The sequence below is a fragment of the Candidatus Firestonebacteria bacterium RIFOXYD2_FULL_39_29 genome (genome assembly GCA_001778375.1).
GTDB lineage: Bacteria > Oederibacteriota > D2-FULL-39-29 > D2-FULL-39-29 > D2-FULL-39-29 > D2-FULL-39-29.
Genome location: MFGV01000045.1, coordinates 22967 through 42198 on the forward strand (window position 1 = coordinate 22967; position 19232 = coordinate 42198).

Below are 19232 nucleotides of genomic sequence, written 5' to 3' on the forward strand. Positions count from 1 at the left end.
CCTCCAAGTATTTTACTTTTTTTCCTTCTTTTTTGATTCAATCAGCAAGACGCCCCTGAAGGCAACCTGCCTTATGAGCTCGTCATCATCATTTTTTGAAATATATTTCAGTCTTTTATATGATTCTTCATCGGCAAGATTGCTCAAGACATTCACGCAGGCACCGCGGATTGTCTTGTCACTTGCCGCAAGGCCCTCGCGTATGATAGATACATAGCCCAAATCCCCTGTTGCCGCAAGCATAGCGGCCGAATAGATCCTTACATCTTTATTCCTGTCTTTAGTCAGAGCTCTTACAGTTTCCAAGCCGGAAGAATCTCCAAAACTGTTCAGTGAAACGGCTGCCGCAGCTTTAACCATTGAATCCTTATCGCTCTGCATCAAGACCCTGAGAGCAGGAATGCATTTTTTCTCACCAAGGATGGCCAGGCTGCTTGCAGCCGATGCCCTCACCACTCCAAATTTATCTTTTAAACCCAGTATAATAATGTTAGTTATGGAAGGCTTGTCCTGCAAAAGCGACAATGAACTGATCGCCGCCGCTCTCACATTTTCATCCGGGTCTTCAAGTAACTCCCTGATAGACGGCAGCGCCGAAGTATCACCCGCAACTCCCAAAGCCATACAAGCATCCTGTCTTATAAAACTGTCCGGGCTTTTCAGCTCTGTTTTAAATTTTTCAAGATTGGCCTTGTATTCTTCCATTTTCTTGTCAAAATTTACGTCAACCTGAGCAAAAATACTGAAGCAAAAAACAAAACCAAAAATTATTCCGGGCATTTTTCTCATTTTTTTATCTCCTTTTCCGCGATCTGATATAAAGGGATGTACCTGTAATACACTTCAAGAGAAAGAACTACCATCGCTGTTGAATATGTAAGCGGAAGAGTTTTCTCCGTATAATTAATACGGGGAAGCTGTTGAAAACTTCCGTCTTCATTCTGAAGGGATACAATATAATCTCTGAATTGCTTGTTCCATCTTTCCCAGGTAGCTCCGCCTGCCTGGAACGAAGCCAGGTTCATGTAATAAATCGTATAAAAATCAGTTAACCTGGAAATTTCCACTTTATCGATCTGCCGTATCAGATCATTCGCCAGGGGGGTTTTCATTTTATTTCCCAAAGCAAGACAGAATAAACCTACCCAGGGAAGCGGAGGACCTTTTCCATCTTTCAGATAACAGCCTTTTGTTTTAATTACAAATTTAATCGCATCATCCAAAGCCGTTTTCGTTTCAGCCGGCATTATTCCGGCATAGTAAGCATCCTTCAATGCCATAATACCCCAGCCTGTAACGGAAAGATCCGCATCAGTTGAAGCCGATCCATATCTCCATGCTTTTTCAAGATTGTTACCTTGAGCATTTAATACAAATTCAGTTGCTTTTTGTACATTTGTTTTGATACCGCTGGCTCCGCCGACTGAATATGCTTCTGATAGAGCAATCATATCAATAAAGTGAGTATACATAGAATTTTTATTCGGAGTCCCAATCCCGCCGCTTTCATCCTGCTGGTTAACTAAATAAGACACGGCGTTTCTTAAGGTCTTCGCATATTTATGAGGAGAATCTACCCTGTAACCGGCTCCAAGAAACGCAAGAGTACAGAGGCCTGAGATCCCGTTAGTCGTATTTGCGCAGCTTCCCATGCCATATTTTTCTTTGCCTTCCCATGAACCGTCAGCTTTTTGTACTTTAAATAAGTATTCAAGTCCTTTATTTACCGCTGCTTCTGTCACCGGCGATCCGCCGTATTTTTTCGCCATTTCTGTCCTGTTCATCCTGGCAGAAAATATACCTATACCTGCTCCGATACCTTTACCAATACCGGTGCCCATACCGCCGCCCTCACCGCCTCCGGCTCCGACAATATCCAGCGGCTTAATGGCAGCAGCGGTTGATTTAGTTGAATCTGCAATCTTTGTGTTAATGACGACTTTCGCATCAGTAACTTTGATCTCTTGCTTTGCCGTTGAAGGAATATCCACGGGTTTTGAAGTCGGAAGTTGTTTTTGTGTTTCCCACTCCGGCGTCTCTGCCTTTCCGCCGCCGCCCATCTGAAGGATACCTCTAAAAACTGTTTTTCTCATTGTCGGATTTACTATAACTATCCCGCTGACTAAAAAGAGGATCAGAAGGTGCGCCGTGAAGGAAACAAAGAAAAACTTTGATTCTTTGATCTTTTCTTTAATTTTTTTCATTAGACCCATTAAAGCTCCTCTATTCTATGACTTCTTGGAATATTTTTGTTCTTTTAAACCTGTTTACAAGAGATACTTTTCCGGCAAATGTTACTTAAATTTATCTGCGCCTATATACCCCGTATATTCTTTATTATTATATTATATGGTCTGGATAAACGCAAGTGGTATCTCCTGAAATCCGAAGTAGAAAACATACCTTTATTGGCTCGCATAATATTAAGGTTTAGCGGGATTTTGGGTTCGATTCCCACTCAATACTTTCGGGTACAGGGCCATGAATCTGAAGTATGTCTTTGTTACAAAGCTACGGGAATCTCCGCTCTTGGCCCGCCTATTGGCGAGGTCTCGCACAGCATTGTAGCGGACGAGATCTCACCATAGGTGGACACTGATTAGGCAATAGACATTATGGTTTATGACGTTATGCCATAAACTGGTTATTTCTCCGCTCCTCTCCTATCGTGGTAAGATACCCGTGTCCGGGATAAACTTTTGTTGCATCCGGCAGCTTCATGAGCTTTTTAAGCGACTCCATGATAACGTAAAAGGACGCATTAGCAAAATCAGTTCTTCCTATGGAACGATAAAACAAAGTATCCCCGGAAAACAGCTCCTCCCCTGTTAATAAGCAGATGCCTCCGGGACTATGTCCGGGTGTATGGATCACTTTTAACTCCAGGTTACCCGCCTTAACCGTGTCACCTTCTTTCAGAAAAGCATCCGCCTTCGCGGAAACCGTACCGTCCCCGAATAAAGCAGAACCGTTTGCTTCCGGGTGCTCGGCAAAAATAACATCTTCTTTATGAATTAAGAACTCCGCCTTTGTCTTTTTTCTAAGCTCGTTTACCGCGCCCAGATGGTCATAATGACCGTGAGTTGCTACTATTTTTTTAACTATAACACCGTTTTTCTCTATATTTTTCCAGATCTTTTCAAAATCCGCGCCTGGATCAATAACTACGCCTTCTTTTGTTTCAGGATCGGCTAAAATATAGCAATTAGTCAGTATTTCCCCTACAATCACCGGTTTAATTAAATTAGGGACAGCGACCAATTAATTTCTCCTTTAACCCAAGTTCCGCTGAATTAGGCATATTTAGACTCATTTCCCTTATTTAAAGCCTTTTTTTATTAAAGGTCTGTACCACATTTCAATTTCAAATCGATTGAGAGTTTTTCAGGAATTCGGATTTTCAAAGCATTTAATAATAATCGTTCTTCCTCATCCGGTCGAAATACTCTACGCAATCGTAGTCTATATCTTTCTACTAAAGACCAGTAAACATGATCCTTGCCGTCTTTATTATGATTTTGTTTTTTTAAAAACATATTATGAGTATTTTCTAATACCCGCGCCAATATGTCAATATACTAGGTCTGTACCACACGCTATTTTAAAACTTTTTATGACAAAAATGCTGCTTTTATATGAACTAAATATTTTTAAAATCGCACTTTTAACATAATTCAGCGGAACTTGGGTTAAACAAGCTTATCTGTTATTTTCCAGCGTGTTCTTTTTCATCAGATAATAAGCAGCTTTGTTCGGGAACCCTCTGCTTGCAAACATTTCAGAGTTCATCTTGAGCAACTCTACTACTTTAGCCCTGGAATCTTTTGTGTTTTTCCCCGCAAAACGTTTGTTTTGCAGCAATACGCCGTCATAATACTTCTTTGCCATATCATAATTCTTTTCGGAAAGCTCCGCAAGCCGCCCCATGCTGATTAAGGCTTCCATATATGTAGGATAAATACTAAGGGCTTTTTCAAACATCAAAGAAGCATCGCTGTAAAACCGGTTTTTCAAGTAAAACTCCCCCTGCATAGTCATTGCCCAAGCATAATGCTCCAGTGTCATTTTTTCCCTTTCATAACCTGGAGAGTTTTTATCCGTGCCGCTTCCGTTTAATCCCTTATAGGAAGACCAGAGAGCGTCAACTTTCACTTTATCATATATGGTTGTCACGCCTTTTTTTTCAATCCGGTACATCATTCCAAAAGGGGCAATTTCATGTTCCGTCCATAAAGCGCTTTCGAAAGGAAAGTAATTTAAAAAGATATTTTTCTTCCCATAATTTTGTTTTAAAAATTCCGGAAGCACCAGCATATTACCCGGAATTATCTCAATACTTCTGTCGTAACCCTGCGCAAACTCAAGGTACCAGAGGGAAAATATCGGCAAGTCCCCGTTAACGACCACCACGGAATCTTCCTCCACGGTCTTTAATATATTTTTTCCGAAATTATAATCTGCAAAATAGTTCTTCATGTCAACTGTAGCATAATTACCGGGAATAAAAGAAATAGCGAATACAGAAAAACCGGCATAAGCGTATTTTTTATATCTCCCAAGATTTGCCATAAGCCATTTAATACCAAAGGCCATGATCACCGCCGCCGAGACAAAAGAGGCAAAATAGTAAGTTGCAATATTTTGAGGGTCTACAATATTGTAATTTACAAACAGAAAGGTGTTAACAACTATCACACCGAGGAGAAAATACCCTATTCTTGCTCTCTCAATATATATACGCCATAGACCGAGAAGTAAAAGTAAAAACCCTCCCGGAGTAAATTCATTCACATAATTTTTAATCAGATGCAGATAAAGTTTTTTAAAAATAGATACAGGCGCCGCCGTGAACATTGCATACCGGTAGTCCTTCGCAGAGATATGATTAATTATTTTTTCTATCGTATCCGGGGTCCCCCATTTCAAAGGCGTTGCAGAAGCGCGGAGCGGCAAGTACAGGTAAAGAAGTAAGGGAAGTAAAAAAAGCAGGGAAAGAAAAAGCCATTTTTTAGGATTATAACACTTCTTTCCGGTTAGAAATAAAAGGAATAGTACAGGTAAAACAAAAGCAACGATGGCAAGGTGGTGAGTGAGAGCCAATCCCAGAATGAAAACAATCAGTGGAATTGTTTTTTCTCTCAAATTAACCACAAGCCATATCAAAAGCGCCGCAAAGAAAGCGTAAAGAGAATATTTTTCCGCAAATATTGAATACGCCCAAAACGTAACGGAAAACGCAAGCATCAAAGAAACAATAGCTGAAATAAAGCTGCTCTTTAACAGCCTCTTGACCGAAAAAAACACCAAAATCACAGCTAGAGCCCCGAATAATGCCGACATCAGATTATATCGAAACGCTATCTCCGAAACAGGCATAAACGAAAACGCTTTTCCAATAAGCATATAAAGAGGAAACCCCGAAGGGTGCGATATCCCCAGAAGATACGAAGCCGTAACCATATCCCCCGAATCCCTAAAACCTATTGTGGGGGCAAGCGTTAAAAGGTAGACCGACAAGATGAATACGAATAGGACTGGAGCTATTAACTTGTTAATCAGCATACTTGTTACTGCAGGTTTTTTCCTTTTTTTCATACCTTACCTTCGTTGCCGACCGTCTAAAAGTCCATAAAGGTCTTTAAAAGTCTATAAGCCAAGCTTTTCTCGATATGTAAGATATATCCTTGTCAACATCCGTTGACAAAACGAGATAAAAGTAAAATCTCGAAATTAATTTATCTTGTCATCCTGAAATATATTCAGGATCCAGTGTCTTTATTATTAAATAACATTCCAGCTTTTACTTTTATAGACGTTATGGACTTTTACAGACCTTTATGGACAATCCTATATTATATTTCTGATCGCTTCAATAACTTCCCCTGCACCAATTTTCTCCGCACACCTATAATGTCTCATCCGGCATCTTTTTCCTCCATGCAACGAACACGGCTTGCACGGGAGCTCTACGTTCATTATTTTGTTTGTCTTCGCCCTTACGGCAAAACCAAATTTCGGGGTCGTGGCGCAGAATATTGATACTGCGGGGGTTTTTACGGCTGTTGCTATATGAAAAGGAGCTGAGTCGTTCGTAACAAGCACCGAGCACTCTTTTATCTTTAAGATCATATCTTTAAGTGTAGTTTTCCCCGACAGGTCATATATATTCTGTTTGTTTTTTACGCCAGAAAGTATCTTTGCATTTATTTCTTTATCTTTCTCATCTCCAAATAAAACAACTTTAACTCCCTTTCCCGAAAAATACTCCGCAACTTCAGTATAACTTTCCACCGGCCATCTTTTGGTGTTCTGTTTTCCGCCGGCATGAATTCCTATTGTTTTTACGAGTGATTTTTTAATTTCCGGCATTTTTATCTCCGGAAGTTCACCGGCGTAAGTTATACCGAGTGTTTTTAACGCTTTGAAATAATTTTTAATAACATTATCTTCTTTCTTGTAAATCTCCGGCAGGAACGGGAACAATCCCCGCATATACGCATGTCCAACCAGACCCCGGCGCCGCAGCACCCCTTTTTTATACCTGAGCGTTTTAATATCAGAATAAAGAGAAACAATAAAACTTCTCAGATTTGCATGCAGGTCAATTATCAGGTCGTAATCCTTATTCAGCCCTTCCGCAAACTTGATAAGCGCTTTCAGTTTAAGTTCTTCTTTTGAAAGTCCGATAACTTTATTAAAGGCCGTATTCCCTTCCAGCACTTCCGTATACTCTTTCTTTGTAAGAAAAGTAATAGTACTCTCCGGAAATTTCTTTTTTATCGCCGGCAGCACTGAAGTTGCAAGAATAACATCGCCGAGAGAGCTGAACCGGATTATCAATATATTCTTTGGATTCAAGAGAACTCCTCCATGTAGTTCATAAAGTTTTTAAAGTTTGTAAGGTTTGTAAAGTTTTACATTAATGTAACTTTATTATATAAATACCTCAACTGAAAAAGACCTTACAAACCTTACGAACCTTATAAACCTTTAACTTGGCGCGTTTTCCAGCGCCTATGCACCCAGAACCACTGCTCCGGATATTTCCTTACATATCTTTCCAGCACGGCTGACCAGTTCTCGGTATTTTTCTTTACATCTGATTCAAAATCCCCCGTTTTCACAAGCGGGAGCTCCGGTTCGATATGAAGAGTAAAAGTATTGTCCTTTTCCCTTACGATGAAAGACGTTATTATTGCTGCTTTTGTCTTGAGCGCCATTACGGCGGGGCCCCTGTTCGTGGAAGCCGGCCTTCCAAAGAAATCAATGAAAACGCCTTCCCCGTGCGCATCCTGATCCGCCAGAAAGCCCACCATACCTTTATTTTTCAACGCACGAAATATTTCTTTTACTGCATTTCCTGTAAAAATAATGCGTATACCTGCGTTTGTCCTGTATTTTGTGATTACTTTATCGGTTAGACTGTTACTTTGTGGAAAAGCTATCACGGTACTGGACCCATACTCTGTGTAACGGGCGCCCATAAGTTCCCAGTTGCCGAAATGCGAAACGATAACAATCACGCCTTTACCTTTATTTAGCGCGGCTTTAAGATACTCTTCACCCTGCACTTTTATAAGTTTCTTGATTTTCTCCGGAGATAATTTGGGAAGATATAAGAACTCGGCAAGACCCCGCCCCATATTATCGTAAACTTTTTTAATTATACTCTCTAGCTCCGTCTCGCTTTTTTCAGGAAATGACGGTTTTAAATTATCAAACGCTATAGTCCGGTGTTTTTTATCAAAAAGATAAAGAACCTTCCCAAAAAAAGCTCCTATCCCGGAAGCAGTACTGTACGGCAACCGTCTGAGTATAAAGCCGGTTGTGACAAAAAATATGTACTCTAAAAAATGAAATATTTTCCTCATATATTATTTATGGCGAGTATGCCGCAGAAAACCACGGAGGTAACTCCGTGGATGAATGCGGCATGAATAATAAATTGAATTCCATTCGCCGAAACTCCGGACGTAAGTCCGCAGAGGTTCATTTTATCCTGCAACTCTTTTTCGCCTTTCAATATTTTTAATTCCACATTTAAGGCATAGATCTTCTTTGATAATCCGGTTTTGTCAAGTAACTCAAGCTTAACTGCGTCTTTTTCCGTAGTTATAACAATATCGAATAAAGAAGAATTTTCATTTATTGTTTTTATATCTCTTTCAGAATATGAATAATGATCAGGATAAGACAACCATGTTATGCTCCCTGGGTTTAGACCGGAAATAACTTTTCCAAAATACTTAGGATTACCTATTGCAGACAAAGCCAATACTTTTTTCCCGCCAACCGAAGAAAGCGGAAGCTTGTCATTGTTATCGAAAATATTGTAAAGTTCATACGGTTCATAAATGCTTTCCGCTATTTTCGCATGATCATTCCATTTTTGAATTACCGCCAAAAGCTCTTTCATATTAACGGCGTCATTAGTTTTTGTAAGTATTATCATATCCGCATCCGCCAGGTTTTCCATCTTTTCCCTTAGAATTCCCGCAGGCAAAAGCTTTCCATTCCCGAAAGGATTTGAAGCATCAATAACAAGAAGCTCCAGATTGCGATATAGAGAATGTCTTCTCTGAAAACCATCGTCTAAAACACAAAACTGCACGCCATATTTTTCTATTGCGTACAAACCGCCCTTATACCTGTTAACCGCGGCAATTACAGGCACATTTGTTTTTCTTGCCAGTAATACCGCTTCATCCCCGCATTCCTTAGGGCTGCTTTCAGGTTTTACATCGAGAAGTTCCGCCTTATTCTCACGCTTATAACCTCTGGTAAGTATTGCCGCTTTTCCTGTTTTTGAAAGTTGTTTTACCACATATTCGGTTACAGGAGTCTTCCCTGTCCCTCCTGCTGTAATATTTCCCACGCTGATGACTTTGCATTGTAAACTCTTAAGCTTAAGTACGCCCAATTTATAAAGCGCTTCTTTTATTTTAAGCCCCAGTAGGTAAACCATAGCCAAAATACTTTTCATTTAAATCATCCTCTTTGAAACATTATAGACTTTTAAAGACTTTTACGGACCTTTGGACTGTCTTTTAAAATATCACCTGAAAATAGTAATCAAATTTAATATCTTTTATTTCCTTTTTTTCTTCAGGTATTTTTGGGGCAGTAAGATAGCTTTTATCTACGAAAAGCTTTCTAAACCAATCCTCCGGAACTTCGCAAAACACCCCGTAAACAACAGCTTCTTTTGTCCAATCTTTTGCCCAGCCGGGAGAGTAAAAATCATACCGCTTCTGCAAACCGCCTTGAGGGGTTCCGTCATCGACAAAAATTGAGGTATCATGAACATCCACTTTTATGAACTGCAAGTCCGTACCTCCCCATTTCAGCGCAACCAGCTTCCAGATATACTTTTGCCTGTTTTGTACAAGCTCGTCGGTCCTTACGACAGGAACACGGCTTTCTTCATCCGAACTTTCAAGTTCTTTTTCAGAATACTGCTTAAATTTTTCATTCCCTTTTCCAAGAGTTTCCTGCAATATAACCTGCTCCCAATAACTCTGTGATATATAAACACCTCTGTCAAAATAGCTCCCGTTAAGTTTTACGGAATAAAAAATCAGTTTGTGTAATCTTACGTCTTTCTTTACTGCAAAAAAATCCGGTTTTCCGGGATAGAACCTGAAATTAAGAACCTTTTTATTTACATCAATAAGTTCTACCACATAACCCAAAATATCAAGATCCCTGCTGTCCGGATAAAGATCAAAAACATAAAACCCTCTATACTCCCGGATATTCGGAAGTTTTTCAAAGGGCTTATAATAACCGGAGGCATAATAACCTTCATGTCCGTAGTCATACCTATCAAGCAGGTATTTAAAGCCCGGCACTTTTTCCGCCTCAGGAGAGGTAAGACCCCTGCCTCTTGTTTTTAACAGAGCTGTATCCTTAATATCTTTATTGTTCCCGCAGGACAGAAAAAAGATCAAAAGAAAAATAGAACCACCCTGAATAATTATTTTTTTCATTTATTTAACGCCTTCTTAGCCATCAGTATATTTTCTTTAACCCTAGGATAGTCCGGCTTCAAAGAGTAAACAATCTCCCACTCCCGCAGGGCTTCAGTATACATATTTTTCTTATAATATATTACTCCGATATTATGGTGGGATTCCACCTTGGAGTGATCAAATCCGGCTGCTTTTTTATATTCAATAAGCGCCCTGTCAAGATCCCCGATATTTTCGTAGGCTACGCCAAGATTATTACACGCATCGGAATTGCCCGGATTCAGAGCCAGCGCTTTGTTGTAGTATTCAACGGCTTTTTTAAATTCTTTTTTCTGATGATAAAGTATTCCCATATTAGCAAAGGGTTCGGAATAATCAGGCCTGAGCGCTATTGCATTTTCATAAGCTTTTATTGCCAATACATCCTTGTTTTGTATGGCATAGATTGTCCCGATACCGTTATATGCTTCGGCATAATTGGGATTAAAACCCAGGGCTTTATTGTAGAATTCCAGCGCCTTATCGTAATCCCCCTGCTGGTAGTAAATCACGCCCATATTAGTATAATCTCTTGCAGAAGAAGGACTGTTACTCACAGATTTTTGCGTATACTTTATCGCCCGTTCTTTATCCCCCATACCCATAAAGATTACGCCTAGATTATTTGGAACCCATTCGGAGTCATAGCCCGCCAGCCCGCATTTTTCATAAGCTTCAATTGCTTTTTCCTTAGCCCCTATTTTCATGTAATATTCACCATAAGCATAGTAATACTGCGCCACAACATCTCTAAGGAGATAATCCTTATGGTAATTCTCAGAGCCGGAAAGATCATATCTTAGTCCGGGATCTGCCGGTTTTCCGGGCTCGCCTTTTACAAGTTTTAAAAGTATCCCATGCTGTTCTTTTCTGAAATCCTGGAACAGGTAATCTTTACTTCCTATTATGGGAATATATACCGGCCTGGAAGTTTCCGAAACTATATCCCTGTGCATCTTATTCCGGAGAACATCCCTGTCTCTTCTCGGCATTTTAAGAAAATCTTCGCCATAAATATTTTTAAAGACAATTCCTATTTCATCGTAAATCGTAACATCCGGACGGAGTTTATCTACATATTTAAGGTAACCAAGAACGAACATCTGATTATCTCCCTCGCAGAAAAATATTGCATTTTTTTCCAGAGATTTTAAAATATTAATCCCGTAATTATACGCGATCTTATTGTTCCCGAGATTGTTAATTTTAATATTATTTATGAAGGTCGGCAGCAGCAGCAGGGGGATAAACATAAAAGTATATCTTATTTTTCGGGCAATTAACGTATATCCGAATCCCGCGAAAACAGCTATAAAAGCAAAAGCCGGAATGAAAAACACTTCATTGACATAAACATTTTTCGGGTTAATCTCGTAGTTAATCATATACATCATCCCAAAAACGGAAGTTAACAATAAAAGCATGAAGATATAAAATAACTTCTTATCTTTTTTATAAAAAGCGTAAATTCCCGGGAAAGCAAGAAGGAGCGGGAAAATAGTAAAATCAGAACCGAGCCATTTAATAAACACTTTTGTCATGGCATAAAAACTCGAAAATGACCTTGCTAAAGTTGTCAGCTCTCCATATTGTTTCCTGAAGATATGATATAGCATTCTTTCAATGTTATACGGGTTCCCCCAGTTCATCGGCGGATTCGAGTTTGCGCTGACTATCAGATAGAAATAAGAAGAGAGACCGATAAGGGAAAGGGAAAGTATCTTTAATACCGTAACCAGCTTTAACCAATCTTTTCTTGCAAGATAAATATACAGCAATAACCCCGGAAAAACAACTGCCACAGTATGGTGATTGGCCAGAGAAAAGCCAAGAAGTATCCCGAATAAATATTTTTTATTATACTGCACCGCAAGTATAAGGCTGAAGATAAAAAGAATATTTAAAGTATAGATTCCGCCTTTGGAATGAAGCGCCTGCACCCAGAAAGTCTCGCCCAACAGCATCATAAAAGAAGTGAAAGCAGAAGCAGTCAAAGCATACTTTTCTTCCTTTAATAATTTTCTCATTATTAAGAACAGAAAAACAATTGAAAGCGCGCCGCAAAGGACGGAAAGCAGATTTATCCTGTAAGCAACATTGGCTAAAGGTAAATACGTAAACAGATGGGAGAACATCGTAAAGACAGGATAACCCGGAGGATGTCCGACTCCTAATGTGTAGGCAGCGGCATTCAACTCGCCGTCATCTCCTATATATATAGTAGGACAGGCGGTATAGACCAGAAGAAGAAGAGAACAAATCAGTATTGCCGAGGATAAATACTTTCGCATTTAACCTTCCTTTTCTCTCAACTTTTTAACTTTAGCAAAAACTGCAAAAACAAGGTCTTTCAGCCCTTCTCCTTTCATCGCACAGATGGAATAAACTTTTCCCTTTCTTTTTGAACTCAGATACTTCTGTAGTTTTTTCAAATTTTCTTCGGCACCGGGCATGTCCATCTTATTTGCGACTATTACTTGCGGCTTTTTGAGTAACTCTTTACTATAAGCGCCCAGCTCTTTATTAATTGCTTCGTAATCTTTCCTGGCATCCCTTCCATAAGCGGAAATATCTATCATATGCACAAGAATTTTTGTCCTCTCAATATGTCTTAAAAATTCATCTCCGAGCCCGACCCCGAGAGAGGCGCCTTCAATAAGTCCCGGAAGGTCTGCCCAGACAAAACTGGTATATTCGTCAATTTTTACAACACCCAGATTCGGGGAGAGCGTAGTAAAAGGGTAATTTGCAATCTTTGGATTGGCATTGGAAACCTTTGAAAGCAAAGTGGATTTTCCCGCATTCGGATAGCCGATAACTCCGACATCCGCAATAGTCTTTAATTCAAGGAGAAGTTCGCGTGACTCTCCCCGTTCTCCGTTTTCCGCTATCCTTGGTGTCTGAAAGGTGGAAGTTTTATAAGAAGCATTCCCCCTCCCGCCTTTTCCTCCCTTAGCAACAAGAAGTTTTTGGCCCTCTTTTAAAATATCACCGAGAAGCTCTTCTGTCTCAAAATCCCTGACAACAGTACCAAGCGGTACGTTGATTATTATATCTTTAGCGTTTTTTCCGAACATATTACTGCCCAGGCCATGCTCACCGTGAATGGATTTGTAATAAGGCTTGAATTTAAAATCAATAAGCGTAGCCATACTGCTGTTTCCAACAATGATAATATCCCCGCCCTTCCCGCCGTTTCCGCCGTCCGGACCGCCCTTTGGAATGTACTTCTCCCGCCTGAAACTTATACAGCCCCGCCCGCCCGCTCCCGCCTCAACGTATATTTTTACTTTATCTATAAACATAAGTGTATTTTAGCATATTTTGGGGGATTTTTCCATGAACCATTCACAAATTTTGGAAATGGGGAGGTAATTTGTCCGGTTCCCACCCCTCCAAAGTAACAGACGGGCAAAAAAGAATCAGGCGTAAAAGGAGCAAAAATATTCCTTATGCTCTAAATAATATTTGGAACAGATTTACCGCCCAGGAGTAAACTATAGAATTAAGATCTCTTTTTTCCAACACTCTTACCTTTTAATCCGTTAAATCCCTCTTTTTTATTCGGAAAATCAGAGTCCGCAGCTTTGCTAAGGACTCTTTTTTCTTCCGCCACTACTGCTTCAGCGGCTCTTTTAAACCAATTTGAAGGATTTAAATATCTTTTATATTTTTTATACGTTTCTTCCCCGACCAAGAACACTCCTATCCAAAATATTATTTCAGCAAAAACGAAAAGCACGGTAACAATTGACAGCTTGACTTTATCGGAATACGGAAGAAAAGGTATATAAGCCCCGATCACCCACTTTAAAAAAGACAGTATTATGAGTACAACCCCCAATTTAAAAAGAAAGGTGGTTTTCTTCAAACGCCGGTTATTTTCTTTATCTTCCACTTCTCATCCTTTAAAACAGCAGATTTATTTATGCAAACATATAAATTCTAAGCACTAAATTCGAAACTCGAAACAAAACTAATAAAAAATCAAACAAAAGCAATATCAAACTCAATTTCTTTTTTTATTACTTTTCCTCTTCGGATTTGTTTCGAGTTTCGAGCTTAGAATTTCGAATTTCCAGCACCTGACAGCAAAAGCTTAGAAAACATCAAAAAGTCACTTCATCTCACTTGTTTACTTCGTAATACGAATAAAGACATCCTTGGCAATATTTTCATCCACCGCAAACTGGCTGTTACCGACTTTAAACAAATACGATGGGAAATTCTGAAGAAGAGCTATCTCCATGCCGGGAAGTATTCCCATTGCCATAATTGTCTGGAGTTTATCCTTGTCTTCAGACTGAATGTAAGAGATCTTTCCTTTTTCCCCCGGTTTTACAAGGGAAAGAGGAGCCATTACTCTTATATCCTTTATTCCCCGCTCTTTGCAACACTTTCCTTCCGGTATTTTCGTCCCGTGCGGACAGGTAGTCGGATGTCCGAGAAGCCTGCATATCTGCTCGTCAATACCTCTATGCAAAATATGCTCGAACTCACAAGCCGATTCGTGTACGCAAACACCTTTCATATCAAAAATGTCGGTCATGAGCCTTTCTGCCAGACGGTGCCGCCTGACAACATCTCTTGCCTCGACCTCGCCTTCTTTTGTCAGTTTTATAATCCCGTTTTTATCTGTTACCAGGTTTTTCTTTATCAGTTCTCCGTACACTGCCCCGTCCTGCTTGATCTTTAATTGCTCGCAGGTAAGGCCTTTTCTTTTTTGTTCGATAATTTCTATATATAACCTTTCCAGTATCTCTTCTGTCTCATGCGAAATAGTCATAATACACCTCGATTAAAGCGTGATTTTAAATAAATTTAATAATAAATTAAGAACAAATCCGGTAGTAAATGAAATGACGGTAACAACTCCGGTAAGAGCCATTGCCGTGCCGAATTTTCTTTCTTTGATCATCATGATTAGCTGGGCAATACACGGCAAGAACAATGTCATGACCACTATAGCTACAAGTATCTGATTGTGTGACAGCAAGCCCGCTCTTTGCATATCAAATAAACCGGCCGCTCCGTAATCTCTCCTGAAAAATCCCATAATAAATATAGCTGCAGTGTTTACCGGAAGGCCGATGACTTTAAGCGGATACTCCACAGTTTTTATTAAGAAAGCCAGCAGATGCGTATGATCGGCCGCCCACATGGCGACACTGACTATTAAAAACACCGGTATTACTTCCTTTATATACCACTCCATTCTGGTATAGGTTTTTACGAATAAATTGGAAAGTTTAGGGAGCCTTAGAGGCGGTACTTCCATGAAGAAAACAGGCGCTTCCCCGGGCAATATCTTTGCAGCAAGAAATCCCGCTGTTATAAAAATTACGTTTATTACACCGAGCCATATCCCGAGTATCACCGGAAGTCCGCTTAACATTGCCATAATAACCCCAAGCTGGGCGGAGCAGGGAATTGCAAGAGCCAGAAGTAATGTTGCAATAAGGCGTTCTCTCTTGGTTGCCAGAGTTCTGGTAACCATCGTCGCCATAGTACCGCAGCCAAGTCCAAGCACCATAGGTATTACCGCTCTTCCTGAAAGTCCCATTTTTTTAAACACCCTGTCTATTAACATTGCAAGCCGCGGCAAATAACCGGTGTCTTCAATAATTGCAAAAACAAAAAAGAAAGTAGCAACAATAGGAAGAATTATCGCAAAAGCGTACCGGAGGCCCAGAGTCACCAACCCGTATTCATGCACAAATAAATCCTGCGCGATTCTCCAGGGCAGAGCGTGTTCAACAAAATTCGCAACGGGAGGAATTATCCATTTATCAAACATTGTTTTTTCCAAAAAGTCGACGAACACACCGGCACCAAGCTTACCTACGAACAGATAAAGCCCAAAGTAAAGGACCGAAAATAAAATGATATAACCGCCAAAAGAGCTCATGGTAAGACGGCTTAGCCATTCGGCAAACCCGCCCATCTGCTTGCCTTTGTTAACACCCGCTCTATCAAGTATTAAAGAAGCTTTGGCCTGTCTTTCCAGCGCAATGAGATAACTTAATGGTTTGGAATATTTCTTTTTTAGTTTTTCAATTTCTTTTTCGGCGTTCTTTGCAGCTGTTTTATTTTCTTTGGAAAGTTTTTCCGCAATTTCTGTATCTTCCTGAAGAAGGAGCAAAGAATTAAGCCTGCCAAATTCTGACTTTGATAAAAACTCTTCAAGACGGGCGTCATACTTAACAATATCATTTTTACTCCCGCCTTGCTTATAATTTGCTATTTTATCTTTTAGATTGGAAAGTCCCTGCCCCATAGTGCCGATTGCGGTAAGCACGGGAACCCCGAGTTCGGCTTCTAATAGTTTTGTGTCAAGTTTTATGCCCAAACGCTCAGCTTCATCCATTATATTTAAAACGAGGATAACAGGTAGGTCCGCCTCAATAAGCTGGAGAGTAAACGGCAGCATTCTTTCAATATTTTTTGCATCCAGGACGTGAATAATAACAAACGGTTTTTCCGCAAAGATAATGTTTCTGGAAACCCTCTCTTCCTCCGTAACCGGTACAAAAGAGTACATACCCGGAGTGTCTATTACTTCATACTCCTGTCCGCCTATCTTTGAATTGCCGCGAAAAACTTCCACCGTCGTCCCCGGATAATTAGACACCGTAGCATAGCTTCCTGTCAGCGCGTTAAAAATAACGCTCTTCCCGACATTAGGATTCCCCGCTATTATTATCTTCTTAACTTCCATATAGTTATTTTACAGGTTTTAACAAGCTTTTTATATGATATTTATCACACGAAATTCAAATGCTGTCTTTGATGAATTTCGTGTTCGATTCCGCTGATTTTAAGAGCGGATTCCACTGATAAAAGATAAGACAGTTCTGAATTTTTGTAGTGTCCGTTTTCTAAGACAGAAGAATCTTTCTCTTTTGTCAGCGCAATATTTTAGCTTATAAATCATTCGTTTTGAATCAGCGAAATCCCGTAGCTTTGCAATCAGTGGAATCGGACCCCGGATTTAGAACATACCGAAGTATTCTCTATAATTAAGAAACCAGTTGGCAAACAGTAGTTTTCAGGTTGCGCTGTCGGGGTCCCATATGTTATTATATTTTTACTATGACAGTAGACACAAAATCTATAGCTTTAATATTAGTTTCTGTACTTATGATAGCCCTTGGACAGGTTTTCTGGAAATTAGGGACCAATCAGACAGGCGCCGGAGCTTCTCTTATTAAAACAATCACCAATATCTGGTTTATTCTCGGTTGTTTAATGCTTCTCGGCAGTTCCTGGGTATGGATTTTAGCTCTTCAACGTGTTGATCTTAGTTACGCCTTCCCCTTTCAAGCCCTAGCCTATGCCCTGATATTTTTCTTCTCCATCTTCCTCTTTAAAGAAAAAATAACCCTTCTAAAAGTTATAGGCACATCCCTTATCATCATCGGAGTATTATTTGTAGCTAAAAGCAAATAAATTAGGGACAGCGACCAATTAAATTAATTGGTCGCTGTCCCTAATTTTCTCTCCTTGCTTCTCTTTCTTTGTTTGCTGTCTTTGCTTTCTCCGCTTTACTTGCTTTTTCACGCATCATGCGCTGAGACCGGCAAGCCATTTGCCGGCGGGGGTAACGAGTATACCGTCAGGTTCGCTCGTCTTGTCAAGATTGTGAACAAGCTGGACCGCTTTTGCTTTTTTAAAATGTTCTGCAAAATATCTCAATCCGGGGGCAAGGCTCCTGTCAGAGAGTTTCACCTCTATAAGTTCTGTCAAACTGCCGCTTTCTGCGATCGCAAAATCTGTTTCTTTTCCTTCTTTGGTTTTTACATATTTTAAACTGATATCGGATCCCTTGGTGTCCTGCAGATACTGAACATGCTTTAAAAGAGAAACAGCAACGGTATTCTCCAGCTTTATTCCTTCATCCCCATCAACATAACCGGTATCATAGAAGTAAACTTTTGGTTCCTTTAGTATGGACCTTGCGATGTTCTGATGAAAAGGGTGAACCACAATAATAATAAAAAGATCTTCCAGCACCTGCAGATATTTTTTTACCGTGACGGGAGAAACCTGCATATCAACGGCCAGACCGCTGTAAGATATGGGTGAGCCGACCCGCTTTCTGAGAAGTTCAAGCAGAAGCTTCATAGCCCGGAGTTCCGTCACTTTCCCAAATTCAAGAATGTCTTCTCTTATAATATTTGAGAAATACTGAGCTCTCCATTTATTCGCATAATCCAGAGAGCCTGAGAGAAAAGGCTCGGGAAATCCGCCCAGCCGGTTCAAAGTTTCAAGCGTTTCAAAAGGATCCCTGCCTGCAGATAATTCTTTTACACTGAGAGGATTAAGCCTATAACCAAAATATCTCCCGGCCAGAGAATCACCTGCTTTTTTAAAGGTCTCAAGTCTCGCGCTTCCGGTTACCAAAAAGGTCTGTTTCCCCGACCTGGTATCAAACACCCCTTTTAGATAGTTTTTCCAGTCTTTCTGCTTATGTATCTCATCGAATATTACAAGATCGGTTTTTAAAGACCATGTACGATTTAGTATTGTCTTGGCATCATTAATATCGTCATAATTTAAATACAGAGGTTCCTCAAATGACTCAGCTAACTGCTTGGCAATGTAAGTTTTGCCAACCTGCCTCGGACCTGTAATAAAGACCATCTTCTTTTTCAAGTCTTTTACTATGTCTGTTTCCGTATATCTTTTCATGTGACTATTATACACGCAATTATTGTTTAGTCAAGATTATTCGATAATACACTTTAGTTTGGTCAGAAGTATTGCAATATAAGGAGTATTCTATGTCTTTTTTGCCAAGTATATTTAATTTATTGAAGACAGATCTTTTTTTAGAGACTTTCTCAAAGATATCTTCATCACTGTAGATATCACCTTTCTTTACTGCTTCCAGCAAAGCCTTTTTTCTCACTCAAGCGCAAAAACTTTTCCTTGCTCACTTTCTTTTCTTCCTCCGCCTAGGCGGATTTTGCAAAGGATTAATGGTTAGATATTTATACCTTTGCTCACCTTCGTACTTTCGCCCGCTACCCTAACACGATACCCGCCGCCTCCTTTTATAATTCTTCAGGTCCTGCTATTACCGGCCTTTTCAGGCTTTAGCTTATGCCCTAATTTTCTTTTTTTCCATCTTTCTTTTTAAAGAACCGGTAACACTTCTAAAAGTTATTGGTACGGTCATGATCATCGCAGGAGTCATTGTCGTATCCAAAAGCAAATGAG

16 protein-coding genes are annotated in these 19232 nt (G+C 39.9%); 1 reads left to right on the top strand and 15 read right to left on the bottom strand.

Annotated elements, in window-relative coordinates; all coding sequences use genetic code 11:
• Positions 1-12: 12 nt before the first annotated feature.
• From A2536_10830 to A2536_10890, 13 genes are all read right to left on the bottom strand, one after another.
• Positions 13-789 (bottom strand): hypothetical protein, encoded by a 777-nt coding sequence (locus A2536_10830; GenBank protein OGF46381.1) that lies wholly within the window; start codon positions 787-789, stop codon positions 13-15.
• Positions 786-2213, bottom strand: coding sequence for a hypothetical protein (locus A2536_10835; protein OGF46382.1), 1428 nt, complete (start codon positions 2211-2213; stop codon positions 786-788). The genes A2536_10830 and A2536_10835 overlap by 4 nt, the downstream gene beginning before the upstream one ends.
• A 415-nt stretch (positions 2214-2628) precedes the next feature.
• Positions 2629-3261, bottom strand: coding sequence for a hypothetical protein (locus A2536_10840; protein OGF46383.1), 633 nt, complete (start codon positions 3259-3261; stop codon positions 2629-2631).
• A gap of 438 nt (positions 3262-3699) precedes the next feature.
• A complete protein-coding gene (locus A2536_10845; GenBank protein ID OGF46384.1) occupies positions 3700-5595 on the bottom strand; it encodes a hypothetical protein in 1896 nt (631 codons plus the stop codon).
• 252 nt (positions 5596-5847) lie between these two features.
• Positions 5848-6858 carry a hypothetical protein gene (locus tag A2536_10850; GenBank protein OGF46385.1) on the bottom strand — a complete coding sequence of 337 codons (1011 nt, stop codon included), beginning with the start codon at positions 6856-6858 and terminating at the stop codon, positions 5848-5850.
• 122 nt (positions 6859-6980) lie between these two features.
• A complete protein-coding gene (locus A2536_10855) occupies positions 6981-7871 on the bottom strand; it encodes a hypothetical protein (GenBank protein OGF46386.1) in 891 nt (296 codons plus the stop codon).
• The gene (locus A2536_10860) at positions 7868-8983 is read right to left on the bottom strand and encodes a tetraacyldisaccharide 4'-kinase (GenBank protein OGF46387.1); all 1116 of its coding nucleotides are present in this window, start codon (positions 8981-8983) and stop codon (positions 7868-7870) included. The genes A2536_10855 and A2536_10860 overlap by 4 nt, the downstream gene beginning before the upstream one ends.
• A gap of 64 nt (positions 8984-9047) precedes the next feature.
• Entirely contained in the window at positions 9048-9989 is a 942-nt protein-coding gene (locus tag A2536_10865) for a hypothetical protein (GenBank protein OGF46388.1), read from the bottom strand.
• Complete coding sequence (locus A2536_10870; protein ID OGF46389.1) at positions 9986-12301, bottom strand: hypothetical protein; 2316 nt, start codon at positions 12299-12301, stop codon at positions 9986-9988. Before A2536_10870 ends, A2536_10865 begins: the two co-directional genes overlap by 4 nt.
• Positions 12302-13315 carry a GTPase ObgE gene (locus A2536_10875; protein ID OGF46390.1) on the bottom strand — a complete coding sequence of 338 codons (1014 nt, stop codon included), beginning with the start codon at positions 13313-13315 and terminating at the stop codon, positions 12302-12304.
• A gap of 200 nt (positions 13316-13515) precedes the next feature.
• Positions 13516-13908 carry a hypothetical protein gene (locus tag A2536_10880; protein ID OGF46391.1) on the bottom strand — a complete coding sequence of 131 codons (393 nt, stop codon included), beginning with the start codon at positions 13906-13908 and terminating at the stop codon, positions 13516-13518.
• Positions 13909-14145: 237 nt separating this feature from the next.
• On the bottom strand, positions 14146-14796 hold the full coding sequence (locus A2536_10885; protein ID OGF46392.1) for a hypothetical protein: 651 nt from the start codon (positions 14794-14796) through the stop codon (positions 14146-14148).
• Positions 14797-14808: 12 nt separating this feature from the next.
• Positions 14809-16728, bottom strand: a complete 1920-nt coding sequence (locus A2536_10890) for a ferrous iron transport protein B (GenBank protein OGF46393.1) — start codon at positions 16726-16728, stop codon at positions 14809-14811.
• A gap of 374 nt (positions 16729-17102) precedes the next feature.
• Here A2536_10890 and A2536_10895 point away from each other — a divergent pair, with 374 nt between their 5' ends.
• Positions 17103-17459 carry a hypothetical protein gene (locus A2536_10895; protein ID OGF46394.1) on the top strand — a complete coding sequence of 119 codons (357 nt, stop codon included), beginning with the start codon at positions 17103-17105 and terminating at the stop codon, positions 17457-17459.
• A gap of 114 nt (positions 17460-17573) precedes the next feature.
• Here the strand turns inward: A2536_10895 and A2536_10900 are convergent, their stop codons facing one another.
• Positions 17574-18701, bottom strand: coding sequence for a hypothetical protein (locus A2536_10900; protein ID OGF46395.1), 1128 nt, complete (start codon positions 18699-18701; stop codon positions 17574-17576).
• Positions 18702-18720: 19 nt separating this feature from the next.
• Entirely contained in the window at positions 18721-18921 is a 201-nt protein-coding gene (locus A2536_10905) for a hypothetical protein (protein ID OGF46396.1), read from the bottom strand.
• Between the last annotated feature and the right edge of the window lie 311 nt (positions 18922-19232).

Excerpts from the sequence above, each read along its gene's own strand:
- A2536_10830 (OGF46381.1), bottom strand. The coding sequence starts at position 789 with ATGAGAAAAATGCCCGGAATAATTTTTGGTTTTGTTTTTTGCTTCAGT.
- A2536_10835 (OGF46382.1), bottom strand. The coding sequence starts at position 2,213 with ATGGGTCTAATGAAAAAAATTAAAGAAAAGATCAAAGAATCAAAGTTT.
- A2536_10845 (OGF46384.1), bottom strand. The coding sequence starts at position 5,595 with ATGAAAAAAAGGAAAAAACCTGCAGTAACAAGTATGCTGATTAACAAG.
- A2536_10855 (OGF46386.1), bottom strand. The coding sequence starts at position 7,871 with ATGAGGAAAATATTTCATTTTTTAGAGTACATATTTTTTGTCACAACC.
- A2536_10860 (OGF46387.1), bottom strand. The coding sequence starts at position 8,983 with ATGAAAAGTATTTTGGCTATGGTTTACCTACTGGGGCTTAAAATAAAA.
- A2536_10865 (OGF46388.1), bottom strand. The coding sequence starts at position 9,989 with ATGAAAAAAATAATTATTCAGGGTGGTTCTATTTTTCTTTTGATCTTT.
- A2536_10870 (OGF46389.1), bottom strand. The coding sequence starts at position 12,301 with ATGCGAAAGTATTTATCCTCGGCAATACTGATTTGTTCTCTTCTTCTT.
- A2536_10875 (OGF46390.1), bottom strand. The coding sequence starts at position 13,315 with ATGTTTATAGATAAAGTAAAAATATACGTTGAGGCGGGAGCGGGCGGG.
- A2536_10885 (OGF46392.1), bottom strand. The coding sequence starts at position 14,796 with ATGACTATTTCGCATGAGACAGAAGAGATACTGGAAAGGTTATATATA.
- A2536_10890 (OGF46393.1), bottom strand. The coding sequence starts at position 16,728 with ATGGAAGTTAAGAAGATAATAATAGCGGGGAATCCTAATGTCGGGAAG.
- A2536_10895 (OGF46394.1), top strand. The coding sequence starts at position 17,103 with ATGACAGTAGACACAAAATCTATAGCTTTAATATTAGTTTCTGTACTT.
- A2536_10900 (OGF46395.1), bottom strand. The coding sequence starts at position 18,701 with ATGAAAAGATATACGGAAACAGACATAGTAAAAGACTTGAAAAAGAAG.